The sequence below is a fragment of the Streptomyces sp. TLI_053 genome, assembly GCF_900105395.1.
Lineage (GTDB): Bacteria > Actinomycetota > Actinomycetes > Streptomycetales > Streptomycetaceae > Kitasatospora.
The window spans coordinates 6,985,464-7,009,627 of the sequence record NZ_LT629775.1 but is presented as its reverse complement, the minus strand read 5'-3'; the positions used below and the strand labels follow the sequence as shown (position 1 = coordinate 7,009,627).

The following is a 24,164-nucleotide window of genomic DNA, read 5'->3' as shown; positions in this document are numbered from 1 at the left end:
CGGTGGTGTGCAACCGGTTATTCCGGTGCCGATCGCGTGCCGATCCGGTGACGGCGCCGCTCCGGAACGGCCGACGGCCGGATGCCGTCCGCCGCGCATGGCAGACTCCTCCCCTGCCACACCCGCCACACCCGCGGCCCGTCCGCCGCTGGATCCGTGGCGGGTACTCACATCCGTGGTGTGCATTCACAGGGGGAACCGAACATCATGTCATCGATATCCCGGGCGACGCGTGCCGCGCTGGGCGCCTCCGTCGTCGCTCTGACGATGGTCGTCGCGACCGCGTGCGGTCCGGACAACAGCGACCCGGCCGGCGGCCAGACCGCCGCCGCTCCCGGTGGGACGACCGCCGCGGCCACCGCGGGCGCCACCGACAAGCCGGGCGGTCTGCCGCCGATCAAGCTGCCGACGGCCGACGAGCTGAAGAAGTGGAACTTCGACGACTGGGACAAGTGGGCCCAGCAGAACGTCGTCTCCCCGGCGGTGAAGGGCTTCTGGGACCTGCAGAAGATCCTCAAGGCCAAGCCCTACAAGCCGGGCCCGGGGAGCCAGCCGACCGCGCAGCCCACGGCCCAGCCGACCGGTGCGGCGCCGGCCCAGCCGACCACCCAGCCGCCGGCGCAGCCCACCGCGCAGCCGACGGCGGCCCAGCCCACCAGCGCCGCCCCCGCCCAGCCGGGCGGCAGCGGCGGCACCGGTGGCGGCACCGGTGGCAACGGCGGCGGCAGCCAGAACGACCCGCAGCCGAAGCTGGTCGAGATGAAGCCCCTCCCGCACCCGTTCGCCAAGCCGGCCCACGTCAACGGCAAGCTGTTCTTCCAGGACGGCAAGCAGGACTACGTCTGCTCCGGCACGGTCGTCTCCGACCCCGCCAACCCGGGGAAGAGCAACCTCGTCTGGACCGCCAGCCACTGCCTGCACGGCGGCAAGGGCGGCAAGTACCACACCAACATCACCTTCGCCCCGGCCTTCAACAGCAGCGGCGCGGTGAGCGCCGGCAAGCAGGGCACCCTCGCCGACGCCGAGCCGTACGGCGAGTGGGGCGCCGTCGCGGGCATGGTCGCCCCGCAGTGGACGGCCGAGGCCGACCCGGAGAACGGCGGCCCGTGGAGCCAGTACGACTTCGGCATCCTCAGGGTCGCCAACCCGGACGGCAGCGCCAAGTCCCTGGAGGAGGTCGTCGGCGGCTCGGTACCGGTCTGGTTCAACGCCCCGCGTGAGCAGATCGCCTCGGTCAGCACCTACGGCTACCCGGCCGCCAAGCCGTTCGACGGCATGGAGCTGGAGCACTGCGAGGCCGGCAGGCCGGCCCGCCGCTCGATGGACCCGTCCCGCCCGACCATGCTGATGACCGGCTGCAACGGCAGCGGCGGCGACAGCGGCGGCGGCTGGTTCACCACCAAGGACGGCAAGCAGGTGCTGGTGTCGGACACCTCCATCGGCGGCTCCGACAACACCTGGGAGGCCGGCCCGTACCTGGACGACGTCGCCCAGCACGCGCTGGAGTACTTCTCCAAGAAGAGCAAGTGACCCCGGTCACCCGCTGAACTCCCCCGCCGGGGGCGGTGGCACCCCGCGTGCCGCCGCCCCCGGCGGCGTTCCCGCCCGCACCCGCCCGGGCGGCCGCCGCTTCCGCGTCCCGGCAGGCTCCCCGGCCGCGTCCGGGTCGGTCCTCCCCCGCGCGCCGGCCCGCTTCCCGCCCGCGCCCCGGCGCACGCCCCGGCCCGCCTAGAATCGACGACATCATGAGCGCCACACTCGTCGTCAAGGACCTCGCCGCCGGCCACGGCGAGCGCACCCTCTTCTCCGGCCTGGACCTGGTCGTCGCCCCCGGCGACGTGATCGGCCTGGTCGGCGTGAACGGGGCCGGCAAGTCGACCCTGCTGCGCCTGCTGGCCGGCCTGGACACCCCGGAGGGCGGTACCCGGCGGCTCAGCCCCGCCTCCGCCAACGTCGGCCACCTCCCGCAGGAGCCGGAGCGCCGCGCCGACGAGTCGGTCCGCGACTTCCTGGCCCGCCGCACCGGTGTGTCCGCCGCGCAGGCCGCCCTGGACGAGGCCACCCAGGGCCTGGTCGACGGCGCGCCCGGTGCCGACGACGCCTACGCGGAGAACCTGGACCGCTGGCTGGAGCTGGGCGGCGCCGACCTGGAGGACCGCGCGGAGGAGGTCGCCGACTCGCTCGGCCTCAAGATCTCGCTGGACCTGCCGATGACCGCCCTCTCGGGCGGCCAGGCGGCCCGGGCCGGCCTGGCCTCGCTGCTGCTCTCCCGCTACGACGTGTTCCTGCTCGACGAGCCCACCAACGACCTCGACCTGGACGGTCTGGAGCGGCTGGAGTCGTTCGTCAAGGGTCTGCGCGCGGGCACCGTGGTGATCAGTCACGACCGCGAGTTCCTGGCCCGCACGGTGACCAAGGTGCTGGAGCTGGACCTCCACCAGCAGCAGGTCAACCTCTACGGCGGCGGCTACGAGGCGTACCTGGAGGAACGCGCCACGGCCCGCCGGCACGCCCGCGAGGAGTACGAGGAGTACGCCGACACCAAGGCGGGCCTGGAGGCCCGGGCCCGGATGCAGCGCGGCTGGATGGAGAACGGCGTCCGCAACGCCCGCCGCAAGTCCAGCGACAACGACAAGATCGGGCGCGCGATGCGCACCGAGTCCACCGAGAAGCAGGCCGCCAAGGCCCGGCAGACCCAGCGGATGATCGAGCGGCTGGACGTGGTCGACGAGCCCCGCAAGGAGTGGGAGCTGCGGATGGAGATCGCCGCCGCGCCGCGCTCCGGCTCGGTCGTCGCCACCCTGCGCGGGGCCACCGCCCGGCGCGGCGACTTCGTGCTGGGCCCGGTGGACCTGCAGATCGACTGGGCGGACCGGGTCGCCATCACCGGTGCCAACGGCGCGGGCAAGTCCACGCTGCTGGCCGCCCTACTGGGCCGGCTCGAACTCGACTCCGGCAGCGCGGCGCTGGGCTCCGGCGTGGTCGTCGGCGAGGTGGACCAGGCACGCGGGCTGTTCCTCGGCGGCGAACCGCTGCTGGAGGCGTTCGCGGCCGCCGTCCCCGAGCTCGCACCGGACGAGGTCCGCACCCTGCTGGCGAAGTTCGGGCTGAAGGCGGTGCACGTGCTGCGCCCCGCGGACACGCTCTCCCCCGGCGAGCGGACCCGGGCGGCGCTCGCGCTGCTCCAGGCGCGCGGGGTGAACCTGCTGGTGCTGGACGAGCCCACCAACCACCTGGACCTGGCGGCCATCGAGCAGCTGGAGTCGGCACTCGCCTCGTACACCGGCACGCTGCTGCTGGTCACGCACGACCGGCGGATGCTGGACACCGTCGCGGTGAACCGGCGGATCGAGGTCGGCGGCGGGCGGGTCGCCGAGCTGTAGCACCGGGCGCCCTGCGCACCGCGGGCCGGGGAGGAGGTCCAGACCTCTTCCCCGGCCCGCCGTCATGTGCTGTGCTGTCGCCCATGGTTGACAGCACAGCGCTCGACAGCGCGGTGGCAGGCGCGTCCTACCCGACCGTCCCGCTCACCCCCATGACCGTGCCCGCCCACGAGGCCGAGGCCCGCAGCAAGTCCTTCCACGACGTGATGGACCAGCGCCGAACCGTCCGCGACTACTCGACCCGGCCGCTCCCGGACGGCGTGCTGGAGTGGGCGATCCGCACCGCCAACACAGCGCCGAGCGGCGCGCACGTCCAGCCCTGGCGGTTCGTGGTGATCACCGATCCGGACCGCAAGCGCCGGCTGCGGGAGGCCGCCGAGGCCGAGGAGCGCGAGTTCTACGCGCACCGGGCCTCCGAGGAGTGGCTGGCCGCGCTCGCGCCGATCGGCACCGACTGGGAGAAGCCCTTCCTGGAGGACGCCCCGGCCGTGATCGTGGTCTTCGAGGTGCACAAGGGCCCGCACTCGCCGCGCCCGTACTACACCAAGGAGTCGGTGGGCATCGCGGTCGGCCTGCTGCTGGCCACGCTGCACCAGGCGGGGCTGGCCACGCTCACCCACACGCCGAGCCCGATGAAGTTCCTCAACGAGGTGTGCGAACGGCCGCAGGAGGAACGGGCCGCGTACGTCATCCCGGTGGGGTACCCCGCCGAGGGGGCGCGCGTACCGGACCTGCGGCGCAAGGAGCTCGACGAGGTGCTGATCCGCCTCTGACGCGCCCCCGGACCGCCCGGGTAAGCGGCGACGGGCGGTGGTGACGGATACAGGACGTCGACATAATCGCTGTCATGAATCACGTCATGCCACCGCCGTGCGGTGCCGCGTCCGATCCCCCTCCGTCGTCCGCTCCCTCCTCCGTGCCCGCACCCGGCGCGCCCGCGCCCACCCCCGGCCGGCCGCCCGAACTGCTGCGGCCGGCCGGGGGAATCACGCTGCGCCGCCGCTCCCCCGCCCAGAGCCTCGCCCTCAACGCCGCCGTCCGGGCCGACCTGGACCACCTGCGCCCCTGGCTGGAGTGGGCCGCCGAGCCCCCCACCGCCGCCCGCACCGCCGAGCTGACCGAGGCCGGCATGGCCGCCTGGGAGGCCGGCACCGACTTCATCTACCTGGTCGGCCTGGACGCCGAACCCGGCCGGGTGATCGGCTCGTTCGGCCTGCACCGCCGGATCGGACCGGGCGCGCTGGAGATCGGCTACTGGGTCGGCACCGACCACGTCGGCCGGGGCATCGCCACCGCCGCCGCCCGGGCGCTCACCGCCGCGGCGTTCGCCCTGCCCGGAATCCACCGGGTCGAGATCCACTGCGACCCGGCGAACACCGCCAGCGCCGCGGTCGCCCGACGGCTCGGCTTCTGCCTCGACCGGACGGTCGATGCGCCGGTGCGGGCACCGGGCGAGACCGGACGCAAGCAGATCTGGGTCCAGGAGTGCCGTCCCGCCCGGTGGCGTCCCGCCCGGTAGCGGTCCGTCCGGTAGCGGTCCGTCCGGCAGCGCCCCGCTCAGTACCGCTCGCCCGACGGCGCCGGCAGCGCGTCCAGCTCGGCGAGGTCAGCCGGCGACAGCACCAGCTCGGCCGCCGCCGCGTTCTGCACCAGGTACTCGGGCGTCTTGGTGCCCGGGATCGGCAGCACGTACCGCCCCTGCGCGACCAGCCAGGCGAGCGCCACCTGCGCGGGCGTCGCGCCGACCCTCGCCGCGACCTCCCGCACCCGCTCCACCAGTGCCAGGTTCGCCTTCAGCGCGTCCTGCTGGAAGCGCGGCAGGCCGCGGCGGAAGTCGTCGGCCGGCAATTCGTCGAAGGAGGCGATGCCGCCGGTCAGGAAGCCCCGGCCGAGCGGCGAGAACGGCAGGAACGCGATCCCGTGCTGCTCGGTGTACGGCAGCACCTCGGCCAGCGAGTCCCTGGTCCACAGCGACAGTTCGTTCTGCACCGAGGCCACCGGGTGGACGGCCCGGGCGCGCTCGATCTCCTCGACGCCCACCTCGGACAGCCCGATCCGGCGCGCCTTGCCGGCCGCCACCACCTCGGCGAGCGCGCCCCAGGACTCCTCGATCGGCACCTCCGGGTCGACCCGGTGCAGCTGGTACAGGTCGACGTGGTCGGTGCCGAGGCGGTGCAGGCTGTCGTCGATCGCCCGCCGGATGTGCTCGGGCCGCCCGTTGCGCAGCACCCGCTCCCCACCGGTGCCCGGCACCAGGCCGACCTTGGTGGCGAGCACCGCCCGCTCCCGGTACGGACCGGCCAGCGCGGCGCCGACCACCTCCTCGTTGCTGTAGGGGCCGTAGATGTCGGAGGTGTCGATCAGCGTGACCCCGAGGTCGAGCGCCTGCCGGATCACCCGGACCGAGGTCTCGTCGTCCCGGTTGTGGACGTCGTAGGCCCAGGTCATCCCCATGCAGCCGAGGCCGACGACCCCGACCTCGGGGCCCTCGCTGCCGAGCGTGGCGTTGCGCATGACGTACTCCTCACTGGTGCCGGCCCCGTGGCGCCGACGTGCGGTCGGATCAACGGGCCCCAGCCTGCCCCTTGGAGTGCGCTCGAGGTCAAGCCCGGCCCGGGAGACCCGGGCCGCGCCCGCGCTCCGCCGACCACTCCCGGAACCCGCCGCCCAGCACCAGGTCCGCGAGCCGCCGGTAGCCGCCCGCCCCCGGGTGCGCGCCGTCCGCGGCCAGGGCCTCCGCGACCCACGTCCGGTCCGCCGCCAGGGCGGCCGTCACATCGACGAACGGCACCCCTCGCGCGGCGCAGACCCCGGCGATGCCCTCCGCCAGCGACAGCAGCCGCCCCAGGTGCGGCGCCCCCGCGTCGACCACCGGCGGCGGACCCACCACGAACGGCACGAGCCCCCGGCCCCGGGCGCCGTCCAGCAGCGCGGCCACGTTCGCCAGGCACGCGTCCGGCTCGACCCGCGGCCGACCGGCCTCCTCCACCGCGTCGTTGCTGCCCACCGACAGCACCAGCCGGTTGTCCGCGCCCGGCAGCACCCGGACGTCCGTCTCGCCCCAGCAACGCGCCCGCACGTCGGCCGACGTGTTCCGCCGGACTCCCAGGTTGAACACCGTCACCTCGGCCGCTCCGGCCCCGGGACCCGCCCAGCAGTCCGCCGCCACGCGGCCCACCCAGCCCCGGAACTCCGGGTCGCCGACACCCTGGGTGAAGGAGTCGCCGAGGAAGAGGCACCGCAGGTTCCGCCCCGCCATGTCTTCGATCATGGCGGCACCCTAGGGGTTGGGCGGGCCCGCTCGCCCGGCCGTCCACCACCCGGCGCGACGCCTGCCCGCGTCCTCCCGCCGGAACCTTAACGTCCGCGTAAGGCCGACTGGGAGCCTCCTTTGATGCCCCGAAGGTTCTTGACGTGCGCAGGTGGTCTAGTCCAGCTTGGTCCTCAGCACCGCGCACCTCCCCCACCCGGACCACCCTCCGCCGTCACCCGCCCCCGCGCCCTCCTCCCCACCGCGCGAGGCCGGTGGCAGACCTCGTTCCCGAGAGGCACCCCCATGCCACGCGCGCCCCACGACACCCCTGCCCGGCACCGCCGCCCGGCCGTCCGCACCAAGCTCCTCGGCCTCGCCACCGCCGTCGTCCTCGCCGGCGCCGGCCTGGCCGCGGTCGCCGGGAACGCCGGCGCCGCCGACGGCAACCTGCTCGCCAACCCCGGCTTCGAGAGCGGCTCGCTCGGCCCGTGGAGCTGCTCCGGCACCACCGGCAGCGTGGTCAACTCCGGCGCGCACGGCGGCTCGTACGCCCTGAGCGGCGCGGTCGGCAGCTCCGACACCGCCCAGTGCGGCCAGAGCGTCGCCGTGAAGCCCAACACCACCTACACGCTGAGCGCCTGGGTCAAGGGCCAGTACGTCTACCTCGGCGCGACCGGCAGCGGGGTCACCGACCCGGCCGTCTGGACGCCCGGCGGCAGCGGCTGGCAGCAGCTGAGCGCCACCTTCACCACCGGCGCGGCCACCACCAGCGTCAACGTCTACCTGCACGGCTGGTACGGCCAGGGCGCCTACCTCGCCGACGACGTCACGCTGTCCGGCCCCGGTGGCAACCCGACCACCCCGCCGCCCACCACCCCGCCGACCACGACGCCCCCGACCACCACCCCGCCCACGACCACGCCGCCCACCACCCCCGCGCCCGACGTGGCCCTCCCGGTCGCGCCGTACATCGACATGGGCGCCTGGCCGACCCCCTCGCTGCCCGCGATGGCCAAGTCCGGCAACCTCAAGGCCTTCACCATGGGCTTCGTCACCGCCGTCGGCTGCAAGGCCAGCTGGTTCAACGCCTACGACCCGCGCACCGGCTGGGCCAAGGACCAGATCGACGCGCTGCGCGCGGCCGGCGGCGACGTCAAGCTCTCCTTCGGCGGCGCCAGCGGCACCGAACTCGCCGCCGCCTGCACCACCGTCGACTCGCTGTTCGCCGAGTACGACGCGGTGGTGAAGGCCTTCAACCTGCGCTACGTGGACTTCGACATCGAGGGCGCCGCGATCGCCGACACCGCCGCCAACGACCGCCGCTCCGCCGCGCTCGCCAAGCTGCAGAAGGCCAACCCGGGGCTGAAGGTCTCCTTCACCCTGCCCGTGCTCCCGGAGGGCCTCACCACCGAGGGCGTCGCCATCGTCCGCTCGGCCCGCGACGCGGGGGTGAACGTCGACCTCGTCAACATCATGGCGATGGACTACTACCGCTCCGGCGCGGACTACGGCGACGCCGCCGTCCAGGCGGCGCAGTCCCTGTACGGTCAGCTCAAGGCCCTGTACCCGGCCAAGAGCGACGCCCAGCTGTGGTCGGCCGTCGGCGTCACCCCGATGATCGGCGAGAACGACGACCACCAGATCTACAACCAGGCCGACGCCCAGCAGCTGGTCGCCTTCGCCCGCCAGCACCACCTGGGCGAACTGGCCTTCTGGGACGCCACCCGGGACGCCAACGCCTGCACCGGCGGCCTCTTCAAGTGCACCAACATCCCGCAGCAGCCGTACGAGTTCGCGAAGATCTTCGCCCAGTACACGGGCTGACCGGCCCCGCCCGACCGCCCCACCCGCCCCGCGCCGGCGGCCCCACCCCCACGGGCCGCCGGCGCGGCGTTATTCGAGCGCGCGTTCGCGGGCGGTCCACTACAGTCCCCCCATCACCGGAGCCGCCCGCCGGCCGCTCCGACGCAGGTGAACAGGCGCACGAGGGGGCGGACATGACGGTCCGGGACGACACGGGCAGCACGACCGGGGAGGTCACTCCCGAGGAACTGGCCGCGTTCGGCCGCACCCTCGCCCGCCTGCGCGCACTGCCCACCGGCGACGTCACCCGGCTGCACGCCGAGCGGCAGCTCAGCTCCTTCCACCGCGCGAGCCGCAAGCAGCGCCGCCAGGAGGAGCGCGCCCAGGTCCTGGCCGCCGACGCCGCGCTGCTCGCCGCCACCGCCACCGGCGCCCGCGACCGCCGGGAGGACGCCCCGCTGCCCGCCCGGGCGGACTCGGCCCCCGTCGGCGAACTCCGCGGCAGCCGCCGCTGCTACGTCTGCAAGCGGCGGTACCGCGAGGTGGACGCGTTCTACCACATGCTCTGCCGCCCCTGCGCGGCCGACAACACCTCCCGCCGCGCCCTCTCCACCGACCTCCGGGGCCGCCGCGCGCTGCTCACCGGCGGCCGGGTGAAGATCGGGTTCCAGCTGGCCCTGATGATGCTGCGCGACGGCGCCGAGCTGCTCGTCACCAGCCGTTTCCCGCACGACACCGTGCGCCGCTTCCGGGCCGCCGAGGGCAGCGCCGCCTGGTGGGACCGCCTCACCGTCATCGGCATCGACCTGCGCGACCCGCGCCAGGTGCTCGGCCTCACCGAGCAACTGCGCACCGACGGGCGGTCGTTGGACATCCTGGTCAACAACGCCGCGCAGACCTTGCGCCGCCCGCCCGAGTCCTACGCCCTGCTGGCCGCCGGCGAGCGGTCCGCCCTGCCCGCGGGCGACGCCGCGAACGTCACGCATGCGCCCGGCTTCCGGTCGACGGCCGCCCCGGCGCCGTCGCCGCTCCCGCCACTGCTTGCGTCACCGCTTCCGGTCCCGCTCGGGACCGACGAGGCCGGCCTGCTGCCGGACCTCGCCGACACCAACTCCTGGTCCGCCCGCCTCGGTTCGCTCGATCCCACCGAGGTCCTGGAGGTCCAGCTCGTCAACGCGCTCGCCCCGGCCCTGCTCTGCGACCGGCTGCTGCCGCTGCTGCTCGCCTCCCCGCACCCCCGCCGCTACATCGTCAACGTGACGGCCGTGGAGGGCCGGTTCGCCGTCCGCAACAAGACCCCCGGCCACCCGCACACCAACATGGCCAAGGCCGCGCTCAACATGCTCACCCGCACCAGCGCGGAGGAACTCGCCACCCGGGGCGTGCACATGTGCGCCGTCGACACCGGCTGGATCACCGACGAGAACCCGGCCCCCCGGAAGGCCCGGATCGCCGCCACCGGCTTCCGCACCCCGCTCGACATCGTCGACGGCGCCGCCCGCGTCTACGACCCCGTGGTCCGCGGCGAGGCGGGCTCCCCGGTCTCCGGGGTCTTCCTCAAGGACTACCGCGAGGCGGCCTGGTGACCACCCGGGGCTACCGGCCGGGGAGCCTGAAACGGGGCGGGGCGAGCAGTTCCTCAACCGGTCGCGGCCGGCACCACTCGCACGGATCACCGGGCCGCGCCGAGCCCGCCGGGGCCGGCTTCCGACGCCGCGGCCTCCGTGGTCGCGAGCCGGGCCTCCTGAGGACGAACGGCCGCTCCGGCGGCAGAACCGGGATTTCGTGGTGCCACTCCGGGCCCACTCGATCCGCCAGCTCGGTGCACCAGCGCTCGGCCCACGCCGGATCGAGGGCGTACAACGCGGCAGCCTGCCGCTCCCACAGCCATTCGTGCGCGGGAAGCCCGTCACGGACGACCCAGTACAACAGCTCCGAGGCATCGTCGGTGAACCGCTCGGAAAGCTTCTCCCCCCTCTCGAAGGAGAAGTAGCCCATCGTCCCGTCGGCCCGGATCCCGATGGTGTTGCCGGACGCGAAGTCGAAAGACGGCTTGTGTTCCCCCGGGAGGCCCAGAAGGCGCCACAGCCGGTCGATCTCGTTCTCCAGATCCCGCTGCCGTCGGCGGCGCCGATGCTCGTTCATGTCGCTCCGATCGTTCCTGCCCGCCGACCCCGAACATCCCGTCCCGGCGCTACCGGTCGAGCAGCCTGAAACGTGGGAACCCCTTCGGCGTGCGCCGCTGCTTCCGGCACAGGTCGCACGAATCGGCCGACCGAGGCGGGCTCACGAACGCGGCCGACAGCGGGGCCGGGCGGGGGCCGGCGCCGGCAGGCCGCCTGGTGGCCGGCCGGACGGCCGCCGGAGCCGGTCTCCTCGGGCGCGGCGATCGGAACCGGGGCGACCGGAGCACGAAAGGCTCCTCCGGCGGAAGCGTCGGGACCTCGTGCCGCCGCTCCGGGCCGATCGTTCCGGCCAGCTCCGCGCACCAGCGCTCGGCCCATGCCGGGTCGAGGGCGTGCAGCGCGGAGGCCCGCTGCGCCCACGTACCGCCGGACCGGCAGAGCGCGTCGGAGATCACCCAGTACATCAGCTCTGAGACGTCACGGGTGCTCCGCTCGACGGTGACGCCCCGCTCGGAGAAGGAGAGGCACCTCAGCCTGCCGTTGTAACGGAAATCGATGAACCGCGCACCGTCGTCGCGGAATTCGCAGCGCGGCCTGAGGTCCTCCGGGATTCCCACGAGGTCGCTCAGCCGGTCGATCTCGCTCTCCAGGCGCCAGCGCTCCACGTCGTACCAATCCATGCCCGTGCCCCCGTTCGCTTGCAGGCGGCGCACGGGACACGACACGTTCGGCCGTCCGGCGCCGAGCCGAGCATACGCTATTAGTGTCAGAGTGACGATAATGAGAGGGTGCCGCCGGTCGTGCTCAGGACGGGCTCTCGCGGCCCTCCGGCTCCCGCCGCTTGCGGATCACCATCGCGGTGCCCGCGTCCAGGTCGATGCCGTGGCCGGGCGGGGCGGTCGCGTGGTCGTCGTCGCGCAGGACGAGCCGCGCCTGGCGCTGCTCGATCTGGACGCGCTTGCCCGCGTGGAACAGGGCGTGCAGCTCCTCGAACACCGACATGCCGAAGCCGCCGGATCCCGATCCGGCCTCCGGTCCGCCGTCGCGGCGGTTGCTCACCACCGCCGCCAGGGCGACCAGCCCGGCCACCAGGGCCGCCGCCGCCATGACCACCACCGACACCACCGTCATGCCCGTATCAACGGCCGGGCAGCGCACCATCGTTCCGAGGCCCGCCACGCAGGAAGTCGGCGCGGTCGACTTCCTGCGCGGCGGCCGGTCGCGGTCACTGCCCCGCGGCCACCGCCTCCTCGTCCGTGACCTCCAGGCCGTACGCCACGACCGCCTGCCGCAGCCCGCCCGGGTAGCCCGCGAGGGCGGGGGTGAAGTCCCAGTCCCCCGCCTCGTCGCGGTCGAAGCGGCCCAGGCGCATCGCGATGTTGGTCTCCGCCCCGTCCGCGAGGTGGACGACGGCCGCGTCCTGGTCGGCGCCCGCCTCCAGGATCAGCGCCGGCCCGGCGAACCCGGCCATGGTGGCCTCCGGGTGGTTCTCGGTGTCGGCCGCGGCGATGACGACGAGCCGGTCCGCCTCGGTGGGCAGCGCGTCGAAGTCGACCATCAGGCACGCGTTGGCGTCGTCGTAGCCGGTCACGAGCCGGACCGAACCGTCCGGCGTGGAGGCGTTGTTGTAGAAGACGAGGTGGTCGTCGGAGAGCGCGCGGTTGCCCTGGCAGACCAGGGCGGCGATGTCGTACTCCTCCTCCCCCGTCCAGTGCAGCAGCAGCCGTGCGGGCTCGGCGGCCACCTCGATCGCGGGCGCGCTGTCGTCCGACCCGCCGGCCGGCTCGTCCACCGCGCTCGCGCAGGCGGGCGCGAACATCTCGTGGAAGCCGTGGTGCTTGAGCAGACCGACCAGCTCGGAGCCGTTGATCAGCGTGATCGGCTTGCCGGAGACGAACTGGTGCGAGCTCGGCCCGAACTTGCTGGTGGTGACGAGCACGGCCTTGGTGGCCGCCCGGTCGTGCTGGAGCGTGCCGAAGAGGTCCCGCACGACCGACGGGGTCACCGTGTCCCGGTAGCGCTTGACCTGCACGATCACGTTCCCGCCCCGGAACGGGTCGCTGTCGATGCCGCGCACGTCCACCCCGCCGTCCTTCGACCGGGCGGTCAGCTCGACCTTCATGCCCATCGACTCCATCAGCCGGGCTATCAGCTTCTCGAACTCGATCGGGTCCATCTCCAGCAGGAGCTGGAGCTCGCGCACCCGCCGCGCCATCCGGCCGCGGTTCGCGTTGGTGTCGTCGCGGAGGTGCCGGAACAGCATCCGCTGGGCGCGGCGCTCGTTGGCATCGGGGTTGCTGAGACGGTGGAGCTTGCGGCTCCGGGACATAGGTACTCCCTCGAACGCACCTGACTGACATATCGTCAGGTGCGTGTCAGAAATGGCGACTTCAGGACGGCTCGGGCACATCCCCCGCTGGGTGAGTGAGTAGGTTACCGCCGTACGCGGACCCTGTCGCTCGGATCGGCGGGAGCGGACCCACCCGACCGCCTGCACCCGATCGCCTCCGCGATCGCGACCCGTGAGCTGCGGAGGTTCCCCGAAGCGCGCCGCCCGAGGTGAACCCGGCGCCCGGTCCTACCGGTGCCCGGGCTCCAGGACGAAGACGGGGATCAGGCGGTCGGTCTTCTCCTGGTACTCGGCGTACGTCGGGAAGGCGGCGACCGCGCGCTCCCACCACTCGGCGCGTTCGGACCCGGTCACCTCGCGGGCCGTCATCTCCTGTCGCACCGGACCGTCCTGGAGCTCCACGTGCGGGTCGGTCGTCAGGTTGAGGTACCAGACCGGGTGCTCCGGGAAGCCGCCCTTCGAGGCCACGGCCGCGTACCGTCCCTCGTGCTCCACCCGCATCACCGGGACCTTGCGCACCTTGCCGCTCTTCGCGCCGCGCATCGTGATGACGACGACCGGCAGACCGGTGTCCCTCAGCGTCGTCCCCTCGGTGCCACCCGAACTCTCGTACAGCTCGACCTGCTCGCGGATCCACTGTGCCGGACTCAGCCCGTACTCGCCCTCAAGAGGCATCGCGTTCACTCCGTCGTCGCGTCGTGAAGAAGGGATGTACCGGGCGACGAGCCTATCGGGCGCGGGTCGCGTGTGCGGGGATTCGCGGCGTTCCGCCCGTGGTTAGGCTCTCCGGTCATGGCGACGAACAGCGGTGGGTTTCTCGTGGTGACCACGACCCACGACGACGAGGATAAGGCCCGCGCCCTGGCGGCGGAGGTCGTGCGGGCGCGGCTGGCCGCCTGCGCGCAGGTGTACCGGATCCGGTCCGTGTACTGGTGGGACGGCGAGGTCCAGGACGCGGCGGAGTGGCGGACCGACTTCAAGACCCGCGCCGAACTGCTCGACGAGCTGACGGAGTTCATCGGTGCGCGGCACGACTACGACACCCCGGAGGTGGTGGCCGTGCCGATGGTGGCGGGCAGCGCCGCGTACCTGGAGTGGGTGCGGGCCGAGACGGATCGCCCGTGACCCGGCCCGCCGCCCACGGGCGGCGGGCTGTCGGCGATCCCCGGTTCCCCGGTCAGAACCAGTGCAGGCAGTGCGGCGGCCGCTCCGTGCCGAAGAGGCTGTCGGCCTCGGCGGCCGCGCCCGGCCGGTGGGCCTCGATCCGGCCCGCGCGGACCAGTGTGCTCGGGGTGGTGCCACCGAGGTAGATCGAGCCCAGGTCGGACACGTCCAGGCTCAGGTCCGGCTCCCGGTCGGTCTCCGCGCACTCCGCCTTGCCGTCCCGGACGGTGAGCAGCCAGCGGTGGTGCTCACCGAGGAACGCGTCCTCGACGTCGAGCACCAGCTCCCCGTCCGCGAACCAGCCGCGCGCGGCCAGGGCGCGCGGCACGTCCAGCAGCCGGACCCAGAGCCAGTCCTCCTCGGCGCTGGTCTCGCCGCTGCGAATGTCCTCCAGCTGCCAGCGCAGCGGGTGCCAGGACGGGACGTGCTTGAACACGACCTGACCGATCAGGTCGTGGCCGAGCACGGTGCGGGCCAACGCCGTGAACACGGTGTCGTCGAGGGCGATGACCTCGTCCACGGTCAGGACGCTCGTCTTGTTCACGCGGTCGAAGTCGCCGAGCGCGTAACTCGCGTAGCCGTCCGGGACGCCGGCGGCGTCCCGGTGCAGCACGACGTAGCGCGGCGCCGGGGAGATCGGGGGCTGACCGGCCCGCAGGGCCCACCAGCGGTGCGGCCGCGAGAGCGCCCCGGGCTGGGCCCGGCGGTAGCGGTCGTAGACCTCCTCCAGGATCTCCTGGCAGTCGTCGCTCCGCAGCAGCTCGACGGAACCGGTGTCCTCGCCGCCCGCCCTCGGGGTGATCAGCTCGGCCCGCTTGCGCGGCACGGTCAGCCGGTTGGTCCAGGTCGCCGGTCCGTAGCCGAAACGGCGGTAGATCACGGCCTCCGAGGCCAGCAGCACCGAGAGGAACTCGCCGCGCTCGCGGATGTCGGCGAGCTGACGCCGCATCATCCCGGTGAGCGCGCCCTGCCGCCGGTGCGTGGGCGCGACCCCGACGGCGGTGACTCCGGAGACCGGGACGATGCCGCCCCCGGGCAGGGTGAGTTCGAAGGAGTAGGCGGCGGCGGTGCCGACCGGCGGACCGTCCTCCGCCACCGCGAACAGCCCCCGGTCCAGTTCGAAGGCCGACCACCAGGCCCCGCCGCCGTCCTCGGTGGTGGTTCCGGGGAACAGCCCGAAGGCCGAGTGCATGGTGGCGACGAACCTCTCGCGGTCCTGCTCGCTCGTGGCACGGATCTCCATCGGTACTGCAGCCTCCCCGGATCGTTCGCACCACCACACGTGGCGCCCCGGCCACAGTGCATCCGCCCCGACGATCGCGGTCAAGCGAATTACCCCCGTGTCGCCGCCCGCATCGCCCGACCCTCAGGAGAACCGTTCATCGCTCCAGCGGTCGGCACCGAGTAGGCTCACCCTGGAGGAGAGGAGGGCCGCCATGAGCCGGCCCGTGCACGACGGAGTCGAACTGATCCCTCGGCCCGAGCAGAACCCGGCAGCGCTCAGAGCCGCCCTGGCCGTGGTCGCCGCCGACCGCCTCCCCGAAATGCTCGACGGACAGACCAAGGCGATGGCCGAGGCCATCGAGGCCGCGAGCGTTCAGCCGCTCCGCTCGTTCGTGGCGCACTGGTCGGCGGTGGTGGAGATCGAACGGCACCCTGTCACCGCTCGGGCCTACCACCGGGCGAACTATCTGGCGAACCATGCCGCGACCCTCGCCGATTGCCGCGAACACGCCACCGCTGTCGCCGGGTTCTACCGCGCCGCCTGCGCGGCAGTGAACGAGTGACCTGGAGCCGGGAGCACCTCCCCAGCAAGTGACGGCCGGAGCCCCGGCGGGGCTCCGGTTCCTGATTCCTCGCGGTCGCGCCGCAGGTCTCCTGTCCCGGCCACGGAACACGAGCGGTCCCTGTGTCCCGTTCAGGCCACCCGCTCGCCGCTCGGCTCGCGGGCGCCCGCCTCGCCGCCCGTCCCGCCGCCCGCCATCGCGTCGCGGACGCCGCGCGAGAGGCGTTCGGCCAGCGCGGCGACCAGGGTGCGCGGGCGGCGCGGGGTGAGGTGGGCGCTGAGCTGGTTGGCGAGGCCCGGCACCACGTAGGCGCGGTCGGCGTCGAGGGCCCGCAGCGCAGCCCGGACGACCGGGCCGACCGTCGCGAAGCTGCCCGTGACAGCGGCCTTCCGGGTGCCGATGACGTTGAAGAACTCGGTCTCCACCGGCCCGGGGCAGAAGGCCAGGACGCGGATGCCGCGCTTCCGGTACTCCTGCCGCAGCGCGAGGCTGAAGTTGAGCACGAAGGTCTTCGAGGCGCCGTAGACGGCGAGGTACGGGGTGGGCTGGAAGCTCGCCGTGGAGGACACGTTGATCACCGAACCCCCGCCGCGCGCGAGCATGCCGGGGAGGAGTTCGTGGGTGAGGTCGACGAGGGCGACCACGTTGACCATCAGCTGGTCGTGGTCGCGCTGCCCGTCGACGGTCTCGAACGGGCCGCAGGTGCCGAAGCCGGCGTTGTTGACCAGGATGTCGACGGCGATGCCCCGGTCCGCGAGTCCGGCGCCGACGCGGCGGGCGGCGTCGGGGGCGGCGAGGTCCTGGACCAGGACGTGGGCGGTGATGCCGTGGGCCTTGCCCAGGCGCTCGGCGAGGTCGTGCAGGCGGTCGGCGGAGCGGGCGACCAGGACGAGGTCGTGACCGCGCGCGGCGAGCTGGGCGGCGAACTCGGCACCGAGGCCGGAGGACGCGCCGGTGATCAGAGCAGTGGTGGCAGTGCGCACGGTGGTGCTCCCTTGTCCTTCGATCTGTGACTCGACCTATGACTCGATCTGCAACACGAGAGTATCTGATAATCCTAGAGCTGCGACACTTCTGTTTCAGTTAGTGGGCGAGCCGATCCCCCGCTGTACCGTTCCCGGGTACGGCAGAGCTGGAGGCACACAGATGAACCGCACGCCCGGGCGCCCGCTGCGCGCCGACGCCGAACGCAGCGTCCGCGCGATCCTCGCGGCGGCCGAACGCGTCCTGGCCGAGCACCCGGGCGCGACCATGGAGCAGATCGCGGAGGCGGCCGGGGTCACCCGCACCACCGTGCACCGCCGCTTCGCCAACCGGCAGGCGCTGCTGGACGCGCTCGCCACCGAGGCCGCGGCCAAGCTCGCCGAGGCGATCGAGGACGGGCACCCGGAGACCGCGCCGCCGCTGGTCGCGCTGCACCGGGCGACGGCCAACGTGCTGCGGGTGAAGGCGTCCTGGGGCTTCGCCCTGGGGCCGGCGGCCGCCGGGAGCGAGCCGGCCGCCCGGATCCACGAGGCGATCGCGCGCCGCTGCGTCGAACTGCTCGGCCGGATCCGGGAACAGGGGGTGATCGCCGCCGACGCCGACCTGGAGTGGGTGCGCCGGGTCTACTACGCCCTCATCGGCGAGGCACTGCACGGCGAGGGCGGCGCCGGGCCCGTCGACGCCGACCCGGACACCCTGGCCGCCCTGATCGTCGACACCGTGCTGCACGGCGTGGGCCCCCGCCGGGCGGGCTGACACCACCGGCGCCGGGCTCCTCCGTCCGCTCCGTCCCGGCGGATCGCGCTGCCCCGGTACCGCCGCGTCTCTCCCCAACTCGCCCATATCGCATGACAATCCTCTATCTCCCTCGATCGAGGGAAAGATCGCCCATGACGCCTTTTTCGCCGCCGGATGGGGGAACATCAGCACGTCCGCGCCCGAACGATCCCGGTCGGGCGGCAGAACCCGGCCCCTGGATGAGCCCGTGACTCCCTCCTCCGCACCCGTGTGGGACTGCCCCTTCAACCACACCGACGGCCTGGAGTTCGACCCGCTCCTCAAGCGGCTGCTCACCGAGGAGCCGATCGCCAGGATCCGCCTGCCGCACGGCGAGGGCGAGGCCTGGCTGGCCACCCGCTACGAGGACGTCCGAGTGGTCACCACCGACCGCCGGTTCAGCCGCGCCGCGGGCATCGGCCGGGACCTGCCGCGGATGACGCCCGCCCCGATCGCCCAGGTCGAGTCGATCAACCTGATGGACCCGCCGGCCCACAACCGGCTGCGCCGCCTCGTCGCCCAGGGGTTCACCAACCGCCAGGTGGAGCGGATGCGCGCGCACACCCAGCGCGTCGTCGACGGCTACCTCGACGAGATGACCGAGCACGGCGCGCCCGCCGACCTCGTCGCCCACCTCTCCGCCCGGCTCCCGCTCACCACCATCTGCGAACTGCTCGACATCCCCGCCGAGGACCGCACCGAACTCCGCGGCCACGCCGTGGCGATGATGGCGATGGGGCCGAACAGCGGCGCCGGCCAGGTCAACGCCAAGACCGCGCTGCGCGCCTACTTCGCCGAGCTCACCGCCGCCCGCCGGCGCGATCCCGGCGAGGACCTCATCAGCGCCCTCGCCACCGCCCGCGACGGCGCCGAGCTGCTGGACGACGACGAACTCGCCGTGATGGCCATGGTCCTGCTGGTGACCGGCCACGACACCAGTACCTACGAGCTGTCCAACATCACCTACACCCTGCTCACCCACCCCGAGCAGCTCGCCAAGCTGCGCGCCCAGCCCGAGATGCTGCCGCGCGCGCTGGAGGAGCTGCTCCGCTTCATCCCGTTCCGCCAGGGCGTGGGCATCGCCCGGGTCGCCACCGAGGACGTCGAGCTCGGCGGCGTGCTGATCCGGGCCGGTGAGCCGGTGCACGTCTCCTACCTGGCCGCCAACCGCGACCCGGCGGTGTACGAGCGCCCCGACGAGCTCGATCTCGACCGGGGCGCCCCCACCCACATGACCTTCGGCTACGGCACCCACCACTGCCTCGGCTCCCATCTGGCCCGGATGGAGCTCCAGGTGGCCATCGGCACCCTGCTGAACCGCTTCCCGGGGCTCCGGCTCGCCGTACCGCCGGAGGCACTGGACTGGCGGACCGGCTCGATCTGGCGCTACCCGCGGACCCTGCCCGTCGCCTGGTGACGACCGCCCCAGCCGCGGGCCCCCTGCGTGCGGGCGATCTGCCCGCAGGGGCCCGCCCACAGGCCACCTGCCCATCGGAGACCCCGCCATGCCTACGCTCTGCCGCCCCGCCGTCGCCGTCCCCGAGCACGTCATCACGCTCGACGAGACCCTCGACCTGGCGCGCACCCTGCACGCCGACCACCCGCAGCTCGGGCTCGCCCTGCGGCTGATCGAGAACACCGGGGTGCGGACCAGGCACCTGGTCCAGCCCATCGAGGAGACCCTCCGGCACCCCGGCTTCACCGCGCGCAACGCCGTCTACGAGCGGGAGGCCAAACGCCGCGTCCCGGAGGTGGTCGAGCGCGCCCTCGGTCACGCCGACCTCACGGCCCAGGACATCGACCTCATCGTCTACGTGTCCTGCACCGGCTTCATGATGCCCTCGCTGACCGCCTGGCTGATCAACAGCATGGGGTTCCGCTCCGACACCCGCCAGCTGCCGATCGCCCAGCTCGGCTGCGCGGCCGGCGGCGCCGCCGTCAACCGGGCGCACGACTTCTGCCGCGCCTACCCCGGCGCCAATGTGCTCGTCGTCGCCTGCGAGTTCTGCTCGCTCTGCTACCAGCCCACCGACCTCGGCGTCGGCTCGCTGCTCTCCAACGGGCTGTTCGGCGACGCGATCGCCGCCGTCGTGCTGCGCGGCCACGGCGGCACCGGCGTCCATCTGGAGCGCAACGGCTCGCACCTCGTCCCGGAGACCGAGCACTGGATCTCCTACGGGGTCAAGGACACCGGATTCCACTTCCAGCTCGACAAGCGCGTGCCCGGCACCATGGAGATGCTCGCGCCCGCCCTGCGCGCCCTGGCCACCGACCACGCCTGGGACGTCTCCGGTCTCGGCTTCTACATCGTGCACGCGGGCGGTCCGCGGATCCTCGACGACCTCTGCCGCTTCCTCAACCTGGAGCCCGCCGCGTTCCGGTTCTCCCGGGCCACGCTCACCGAGCGCGGCAACATCGCCAGCGCCGTGGTCTTCGACGCACTGGCCCGGATGTTCGAGGAGGGCGGGGTCGAGGACGGCACCCAGGGGCTGATCGCCGGCTTCGGTCCGGGCATCACCGCCGAGATCTCGCTCGGCAGTTGGGTGCGGCAGCCGCTGGAGGCGAAGGTCCCGCGCCGGCCCCGGGCGATCGACGCCGCGGAGCTGACCCTGGCTCACCAGACCACCCCCCTGCTGCGTCCGGCCGGGACTACGATCACCGAATGACCGATACCACCGATGCCAGCCATGCCACCGATGCCGGCCGTGCCACTGGTGCCGGCCCTGCCACCGACGCGGCCGGGGCGGGCGGGACGGCCCGGACGAGCGATCCGGCCGGGGCGCCCTCGATCCCCAGACCGCCCCGGCCCGGTGACGCGTCCCGGGCCACCGAGCTGGCCGCGCTCTTCCCGGCCCTGCACGCGCCGCAGTACTGGGCCTGGGGCCGTTACGACGCGCAGTTCTCCACCGTCCTGCCGCCGGACGAGCTGGTCACCAACATCCACCTGGTGGGCTTCACCGACGACGACAGGGTGGTGCTCTGCCGTGACGACCGGAACCACTGGTTCCTGCCCGGCGGCACCCGCGAGCACAACGAGTCCGTGGACTCCTGCCTGGTCCGCGAGCTGCGCGAGGAGGCCGGCGCCCGGTTGCTCGGCGCCCCGGTCTGGCTGGGGGCGCACCGCTGCGTGACCGACGACCCGGTGCCCTACCGGCCGTGGCAGCCGCACCCGGAGAAGGCGTGGCTCTGGGGCTGGGCCGACGTGGCGGTGGACTCGGTGCCGACCAACCCGGACGACGGCGAGCAGGTCGTCGAGGTCCGGGCGGTGGAGCCGGACGAGGCCCGACGGCTGCTGCTGGGCGGCCACGAGGCCTGGTGGGGCGAGCTGATCGCGCTGGCGGTCGAGCTGCGGTCGCGACCGCGCTGAGCCCGCCCGGAGACCGTCGGGCCGTGCCCGGGCCCCAAAGCCCCGGGCCCAGGGCCCCGCCTCCGCCTCCGCCTCCGCAGGATCACCGGAATGGCTCAGCACCGCAGCATGGCACCCGATCGGCGGTGATAAGACTCGAAGGGACTCGGGTCCCCCTCGGGCCCGCACCGACGGGAGCCGTCATGGACAACTACCCGCTGCTCAACATCTTCTGGACGATGCTGGAGCTGTTCCTCTGGATCCTCTGGTTCTTCCTGCTGTTCAAGATCATCACGGACATCTTCCGCAGCCACGACATGGGCGGCTGGGCCAAGGCGGGCTGGATGATCCTGGTGATCCTGCTGCCGCTGATCGGCGTGCTGGTGTACGTGATCGTGCGCGGCAAGAGCATGGGCGAACGCGACGTCGCCCAGGCCCAGAAGGCCGACGCGGCGTTCAAGGCCTACATCCGGGACGCGGCCGGCACCCCCGGCGAGGGCGGCACCGGGGACGCGGGCACGGGCCGCAGCCACGTCGACGACCTGGCGAAGCTCGCCGCGCTCAAGGCCGACGGGTCCATCTCCGAGGAGGAGTACCAGAAGGCCAAGGACAAGCTGCTGGTCTGAGCCCGGTACGGCCGCGGTGGCCGGTGGACGCGTGTCCGCCGGCCACCGCGGCTCGTGTCAGCGCCGCCCGGAGCGGCGGTCGTCCGAACCGCCACCGCCGGCCAGACCGGCCCGGCGCAGCGCGTCCGCCATGGCGCTGTTGCCCAACGCCCCCGGGCCGCCGGAACCGCCCCGGTCCCGGCGCTCCTGACCGCCGCCGCCACCCTGACCGCGACCGCCCTGACCGCCCTGGCCGCCGCGCCGCTCCTGGCGCGGCGGGCGCGCCTGCCGGTCGCCGCCGCGGCCGCCCTCGCCCCGGCCGCCCTCGCCGCCACCACGACCGACCTCGTCGTCCAGCCGCAGGGTGAGCCCGATCCGCTTGCGCGGCACGTCGACCGTGGTGACCCGGACGGTCACGATGTCGCCGGGCTTGACCACCTCGCGCGGGTCCTTGACGAAGTTCTTCGACAGCGCCGACACGTGCACCAGGCCGTCCTGGTGCACACCCACGTCGACGAAGGCGCCGAACGCGGCCACATTGGTCACCACGCCCTCCAGCACCATGCCGACCTCCAGGTCGCCGATCTTGTCGACGCCCTCCTTGAAGGTGGCGGTGCGGAACGCCGGGCGCGGGTCGCGCCCCGGCTTGTCCAGCTCGCCCAGGATGTCGGTGACGGTCGGGACGCCGAAGGTGCCGTCGGCGAAGTCGCCCGGCCGCAGCGCGCGCAGCCGGCTGCCGTTGCCGATCAGCTCGCGCAGCTCCCCACCGGTCGCGGCCAGGATCCGGCGCACCACCGGGTACGCCTCCGGGTGCACGCCGGAGGCGTCCAGCGGGTCGTCGCCGTCCGGGATCCGCAGGAAGCCCGCGCACTGCTCGAAGGCCTTCGGGCCGAGCCGGGCGACGTTCTTGAGCTCCTTGCGGGTACGGAACGGGCCGTTGGCGTCCCGGTGCGCGACGATGTTGTCCGCGAGCGTGCCGGTGATGCCGGAGACCCTGGTCAGCAGCGGCGCGGAGGCGGTGTTCACGTCCACGCCGACCGCGTTGACGCAGTCCTCGACCACGGCGTCCAGCGAGCGGGAGAGCTTCACCTCGCTCAGGTCGTGCTGGTACTGGCCGACACCGATCGACTTGGGGTCGATCTTGACCAGCTCGGCCAGCGGGTCCTGGAGCCGACGGGCGATCGACACCGCGCCGCGGATCGACACGTCGAGGTCCGGCAGCTCCTGCGAGGCGAACGCGGAGGCCGAGTACACCGAGGCACCGGCCTCGCTGACCATCGCCTTGGTCACGCCCAGCTCCGGGTGCCGCTTGAGGAGGTCCTCGGCGAGCTTGTCGGTCTCCCGCGAGGCGGTGCCGTTGCCGATCGCGACCAGGTCCACACCGTGCTTCCTCGCCAGCGCGGCCAGCGTCGCCAGCGCGGCGTCCCACTTGTTCGCCGGCTGGTGCGGGTAGATCGTGTCGTGCGCGAGCACCTTGCCGGTGGCGTCCACCACGGCGACCTTCACGCCCGTCCGGAAGCCCGGGTCCAGGCCCATGGTGGCGCGGGTGCCGGCCGGGGCGGCCAGCAGCAGGTCCCGCAGGTTCGCGGCGAACACCCGGACCGCCTCGTCCTCGGCCTCGGCGCGCAGCCGTCCGCGCAGGTCGATGCCGAGCCGGACCAGCACCCGGGTGCGCCAGGCCCAGCGGACGGTGTCGCCGAGCCACTTGTCGGCCGGGCGGCCGTGGTCGGCGATGCCGAAGCGGGCGGCGATCCGCTGCTCGTAGTCGCTCGCGCCGGGCAGGTCGCCGCCCTCGTCGCCGTCGTACGGGGACAGGTCGAGGTCGAGCACCTCCTCCTTCTCGCCGCGCAGCATCGCCAGGATCCGGTGCGAGGGGAGCTTGGTGTACGGCTCGGCGAAGTCGAAGTAGTCGGCGAACTTCGCGCCCTCCTGCTCCTTGCCCTCGCGGACGGTGGCGACCAGGCGGCCCCTGGTCCACATCCGCTCGCGCAGCGAGCCGACCAGGTCGGCGTCCTCGCCGAACCGCTCGACCAGGATCGCCCGGGCGCCCTCCAGCGCGGCGGCGCCGTCCGCGACCGACTCGTTGAGGAACCGCGCGGCCAGCGCCGCCGGGTCCTGCGTCGGGTCGGCGAGCAGGGTGTCCGCCAGCGGCTCGAGACCGGCCTCGCGGGCGATCTGGGCCTTGGTGCGCCGCTTCGGCTTGAACGGCAGGTAGATGTCCTCCAGCCGCGCCTTGGAGTCGGCGGCGAGGATCCGCGCCCGCAGCTCGTCGTCCAGCTTGCCCTGGGAATCGACCGACTCCAGGACGGCGGCGCGGCGCTCCTCCAGCTCCCGCAGGTAGCGCAGCCGCTCCTCGAGGGTGCGCAGCTGAGCGTCGTCCAGCGAGCCGGTGACCTCCTTGCGGTAGCGGGCCACGAACGGCACCGTCGCACCGCCGTCCAGCAGCTCGACCGCCGCCTTCACCTGCCCCTCGCGGACGCCCAGTTCCTCGGCGATCTTCCGCCCGATCGCCTGCTGGGCCTGCTGGGCCGCCTGTTCGACTGGCGTGGTCACGAAGCCGGTCACCTTCTTCAGAGTTGCTGTCCG

The 24,164-nt window shown here is 73.4% G+C and carries 23 protein-coding genes; 13 read left to right on the top strand and 10 right to left on the bottom strand.

Annotated elements, in window-relative coordinates; genetic code table 11:
* Nucleotides 1-207 precede the first annotated feature (207 nt).
* The 4 genes from BLU95_RS43425 (at nucleotide 208) to BLU95_RS29245 (ending at nucleotide 4,902) form a co-directional block, all read left to right on the top strand.
* A complete protein-coding gene (locus BLU95_RS43425; RefSeq protein WP_093862613.1) occupies nucleotides 208-1,530 on the top strand; it encodes a hypothetical protein in 1,323 nt (440 codons plus the stop codon).
* A gap of 215 nt (nucleotides 1,531-1,745) precedes the next feature.
* Nucleotides 1,746-3,383, top strand: a complete 1,638-nt coding sequence (locus BLU95_RS29255; RefSeq protein WP_093862612.1) for an ABC-F family ATP-binding cassette domain-containing protein — start codon at nucleotides 1,746-1,748, stop codon at nucleotides 3,381-3,383.
* An 83-nt stretch (nucleotides 3,384-3,466) separates the two neighbouring features.
* Nucleotides 3,467-4,156: a nitroreductase family protein gene (locus BLU95_RS29250; protein ID WP_093862611.1), complete on the top strand. Its 690-nt coding sequence runs from the start codon at nucleotides 3,467-3,469 to the stop codon at nucleotides 4,154-4,156.
* A 143-nt stretch (nucleotides 4,157-4,299) separates the two neighbouring features.
* Nucleotides 4,300-4,902, top strand: coding sequence for a GNAT family N-acetyltransferase (locus tag BLU95_RS29245; protein ID WP_159425033.1), 603 nt, complete (start codon nucleotides 4,300-4,302; stop codon nucleotides 4,900-4,902).
* A 38-nt stretch (nucleotides 4,903-4,940) separates the two neighbouring features.
* Here the strand turns inward: BLU95_RS29245 and BLU95_RS29240 are convergent, their stop codons facing one another.
* Together BLU95_RS29240 and BLU95_RS29235 are read right to left on the bottom strand one after the other, a co-directional pair.
* Nucleotides 4,941-5,897 (bottom strand): aldo/keto reductase, encoded by a 957-nt coding sequence (locus tag BLU95_RS29240; RefSeq protein WP_093862609.1) that lies wholly within the window; start codon nucleotides 5,895-5,897, stop codon nucleotides 4,941-4,943.
* 88 nt (nucleotides 5,898-5,985) lie between these two features.
* Nucleotides 5,986-6,654 carry a GDSL-type esterase/lipase family protein gene (locus BLU95_RS29235; RefSeq protein ID WP_093862608.1) on the bottom strand — a complete coding sequence of 223 codons (669 nt, stop codon included), beginning with the start codon at nucleotides 6,652-6,654 and terminating at the stop codon, nucleotides 5,986-5,988.
* Nucleotides 6,655-6,939: 285 nt separating this feature from the next.
* On the opposite strand from BLU95_RS29235, the gene BLU95_RS29230 reads away from it, so the two are divergent.
* Nucleotides 6,940-8,460, top strand: coding sequence for a carbohydrate binding domain-containing protein (locus tag BLU95_RS29230; RefSeq protein ID WP_093862607.1), 1,521 nt, complete (start codon nucleotides 6,940-6,942; stop codon nucleotides 8,458-8,460).
* 173 nt (nucleotides 8,461-8,633) lie between these two features.
* Nucleotides 8,634-10,025, top strand: a complete 1,392-nt coding sequence (locus BLU95_RS29225; RefSeq protein WP_093862606.1) for an SDR family NAD(P)-dependent oxidoreductase — start codon at nucleotides 8,634-8,636, stop codon at nucleotides 10,023-10,025.
* 10 nt (nucleotides 10,026-10,035) lie between these two features.
* Here BLU95_RS29225 and BLU95_RS29220 read toward each other — a convergent pair whose 3' ends face one another.
* From BLU95_RS29220 to BLU95_RS29200, 5 genes are all read right to left on the bottom strand, one after another.
* On the bottom strand, nucleotides 10,036-10,584 hold the full coding sequence (locus tag BLU95_RS29220; protein WP_093862605.1) for a hypothetical protein: 549 nt from the start codon (nucleotides 10,582-10,584) through the stop codon (nucleotides 10,036-10,038).
* Nucleotides 10,585-10,633: 49 nt separating this feature from the next.
* Nucleotides 10,634-11,245, bottom strand: a complete 612-nt coding sequence (locus BLU95_RS29215; RefSeq protein WP_159425032.1) for a hypothetical protein — start codon at nucleotides 11,243-11,245, stop codon at nucleotides 10,634-10,636.
* Nucleotides 11,246-11,369: 124 nt separating this feature from the next.
* Nucleotides 11,370-11,696: a DUF6191 domain-containing protein gene (locus BLU95_RS29210; RefSeq protein ID WP_093862603.1), complete on the bottom strand. Its 327-nt coding sequence runs from the start codon at nucleotides 11,694-11,696 to the stop codon at nucleotides 11,370-11,372.
* Nucleotides 11,697-11,790: 94 nt separating this feature from the next.
* Nucleotides 11,791-12,894 carry a restriction endonuclease gene (locus BLU95_RS29205; protein WP_159425031.1) on the bottom strand — a complete coding sequence of 368 codons (1,104 nt, stop codon included), beginning with the start codon at nucleotides 12,892-12,894 and terminating at the stop codon, nucleotides 11,791-11,793.
* A 249-nt stretch (nucleotides 12,895-13,143) separates the two neighbouring features.
* Complete coding sequence (locus tag BLU95_RS29200; RefSeq protein ID WP_093862601.1) at nucleotides 13,144-13,590, bottom strand: nitroreductase family deazaflavin-dependent oxidoreductase; 447 nt, start codon at nucleotides 13,588-13,590, stop codon at nucleotides 13,144-13,146.
* Nucleotides 13,591-13,707: 117 nt separating this feature from the next.
* Here BLU95_RS29200 and cutA point away from each other — a divergent pair, with 117 nt between their 5' ends.
* Nucleotides 13,708-14,040, top strand: coding sequence for a divalent-cation tolerance protein CutA (cutA, locus tag BLU95_RS29195; protein ID WP_093862600.1), 333 nt, complete (start codon nucleotides 13,708-13,710; stop codon nucleotides 14,038-14,040).
* 52 nt (nucleotides 14,041-14,092) lie between these two features.
* Here cutA and BLU95_RS29190 read toward each other — a convergent pair whose 3' ends face one another.
* Nucleotides 14,093-15,322, bottom strand: coding sequence for a GNAT family N-acetyltransferase (locus BLU95_RS29190; protein WP_093862599.1), 1,230 nt, complete (start codon nucleotides 15,320-15,322; stop codon nucleotides 14,093-14,095).
* 193 nt (nucleotides 15,323-15,515) lie between these two features.
* Here BLU95_RS29190 and BLU95_RS29185 point away from each other — a divergent pair, with 193 nt between their 5' ends.
* On the top strand, nucleotides 15,516-15,866 hold the full coding sequence (locus BLU95_RS29185; RefSeq protein WP_231977842.1) for a hypothetical protein: 351 nt from the start codon (nucleotides 15,516-15,518) through the stop codon (nucleotides 15,864-15,866).
* Between the two features lie 131 nt (nucleotides 15,867-15,997).
* Here the strand turns inward: BLU95_RS29185 and BLU95_RS29180 are convergent, their stop codons facing one another.
* Complete coding sequence (locus BLU95_RS29180; protein ID WP_093862598.1) at nucleotides 15,998-16,849, bottom strand: SDR family NAD(P)-dependent oxidoreductase; 852 nt, start codon at nucleotides 16,847-16,849, stop codon at nucleotides 15,998-16,000.
* A gap of 163 nt (nucleotides 16,850-17,012) precedes the next feature.
* Here BLU95_RS29180 and BLU95_RS29175 point away from each other — a divergent pair, with 163 nt between their 5' ends.
* From BLU95_RS29175 to BLU95_RS29155, 5 genes are all read left to right on the top strand, one after another.
* A complete protein-coding gene (locus BLU95_RS29175) occupies nucleotides 17,013-17,606 on the top strand; it encodes a TetR/AcrR family transcriptional regulator (RefSeq protein WP_093862597.1) in 594 nt (197 codons plus the stop codon).
* A 217-nt stretch (nucleotides 17,607-17,823) separates the two neighbouring features.
* Complete coding sequence (locus BLU95_RS29170; RefSeq protein ID WP_502689872.1) at nucleotides 17,824-19,044, top strand: cytochrome P450; 1,221 nt, start codon at nucleotides 17,824-17,826, stop codon at nucleotides 19,042-19,044.
* Nucleotides 19,045-19,132: 88 nt separating this feature from the next.
* Nucleotides 19,133-20,293 carry a type III polyketide synthase gene (locus BLU95_RS29165; protein WP_093862595.1) on the top strand — a complete coding sequence of 387 codons (1,161 nt, stop codon included), beginning with the start codon at nucleotides 19,133-19,135 and terminating at the stop codon, nucleotides 20,291-20,293.
* Entirely contained in the window at nucleotides 20,290-20,994 is a 705-nt protein-coding gene (locus tag BLU95_RS29160; RefSeq protein ID WP_093862594.1) for an NUDIX hydrolase, read from the top strand. The genes BLU95_RS29165 and BLU95_RS29160 overlap by 4 nt, the downstream gene beginning before the upstream one ends.
* A 182-nt stretch (nucleotides 20,995-21,176) precedes the next feature.
* Nucleotides 21,177-21,599: an SHOCT domain-containing protein gene (locus tag BLU95_RS29155; RefSeq protein WP_093862593.1), complete on the top strand. Its 423-nt coding sequence runs from the start codon at nucleotides 21,177-21,179 to the stop codon at nucleotides 21,597-21,599.
* Between the two features lie 57 nt (nucleotides 21,600-21,656).
* Here BLU95_RS29155 and BLU95_RS29150 read toward each other — a convergent pair whose 3' ends face one another.
* Entirely contained in the window at nucleotides 21,657-24,131 is a 2,475-nt protein-coding gene (locus tag BLU95_RS29150) for a Tex family protein (RefSeq protein WP_093865211.1), read from the bottom strand.
* Nucleotides 24,132-24,164 lie beyond the last annotated feature (33 nt).

Coding starts and splice junctions, on each gene's coding strand:
- cutA (WP_093862600.1), top strand. CDS start 13,708: ATGGCGACGAACAGCGGTGGGTTTCTCGTGGTGACCACGACCCACGAC.
- BLU95_RS29220 (WP_093862605.1), bottom strand. CDS start 10,584: ATGAACGAGCATCGGCGCCGCCGACGGCAGCGGGATCTGGAGAACGAG.
- BLU95_RS29205 (WP_159425031.1), bottom strand. CDS start 12,894: ATGTCCCGGAGCCGCAAGCTCCACCGTCTCAGCAACCCCGATGCCAAC.
- BLU95_RS29210 (WP_093862603.1), bottom strand. CDS start 11,696: ATGACGGTGGTGTCGGTGGTGGTCATGGCGGCGGCGGCCCTGGTGGCC.
- BLU95_RS29225 (WP_093862606.1), top strand. CDS start 8,634: ATGACGGTCCGGGACGACACGGGCAGCACGACCGGGGAGGTCACTCCC.
- BLU95_RS29160 (WP_093862594.1), top strand. CDS start 20,290: ATGACCGATACCACCGATGCCAGCCATGCCACCGATGCCGGCCGTGCC.
- BLU95_RS29165 (WP_093862595.1), top strand. CDS start 19,133: ATGCCTACGCTCTGCCGCCCCGCCGTCGCCGTCCCCGAGCACGTCATC.
- BLU95_RS43425 (WP_093862613.1), top strand. CDS start 208: ATGTCATCGATATCCCGGGCGACGCGTGCCGCGCTGGGCGCCTCCGTC.
- BLU95_RS29190 (WP_093862599.1), bottom strand. CDS start 15,322: ATGGAGATCCGTGCCACGAGCGAGCAGGACCGCGAGAGGTTCGTCGCC.
- BLU95_RS29185 (WP_231977842.1), top strand. CDS start 15,516: ATGAGCCGGCCCGTGCACGACGGAGTCGAACTGATCCCTCGGCCCGAG.
- BLU95_RS29240 (WP_093862609.1), bottom strand. CDS start 5,897: ATGCGCAACGCCACGCTCGGCAGCGAGGGCCCCGAGGTCGGGGTCGTC.
- BLU95_RS29200 (WP_093862601.1), bottom strand. CDS start 13,590: ATGCCTCTTGAGGGCGAGTACGGGCTGAGTCCGGCACAGTGGATCCGC.
- BLU95_RS29175 (WP_093862597.1), top strand. CDS start 17,013: ATGAACCGCACGCCCGGGCGCCCGCTGCGCGCCGACGCCGAACGCAGC.
- BLU95_RS29235 (WP_093862608.1), bottom strand. CDS start 6,654: ATGATCGAAGACATGGCGGGGCGGAACCTGCGGTGCCTCTTCCTCGGC.
- BLU95_RS29155 (WP_093862593.1), top strand. CDS start 21,177: ATGGACAACTACCCGCTGCTCAACATCTTCTGGACGATGCTGGAGCTG.
- BLU95_RS29250 (WP_093862611.1), top strand. CDS start 3,467: ATGGTTGACAGCACAGCGCTCGACAGCGCGGTGGCAGGCGCGTCCTAC.
- BLU95_RS29255 (WP_093862612.1), top strand. CDS start 1,746: ATGAGCGCCACACTCGTCGTCAAGGACCTCGCCGCCGGCCACGGCGAG.
- BLU95_RS29230 (WP_093862607.1), top strand. CDS start 6,940: ATGCCACGCGCGCCCCACGACACCCCTGCCCGGCACCGCCGCCCGGCC.
- BLU95_RS29215 (WP_159425032.1), bottom strand. CDS start 11,245: ATGGATTGGTACGACGTGGAGCGCTGGCGCCTGGAGAGCGAGATCGAC.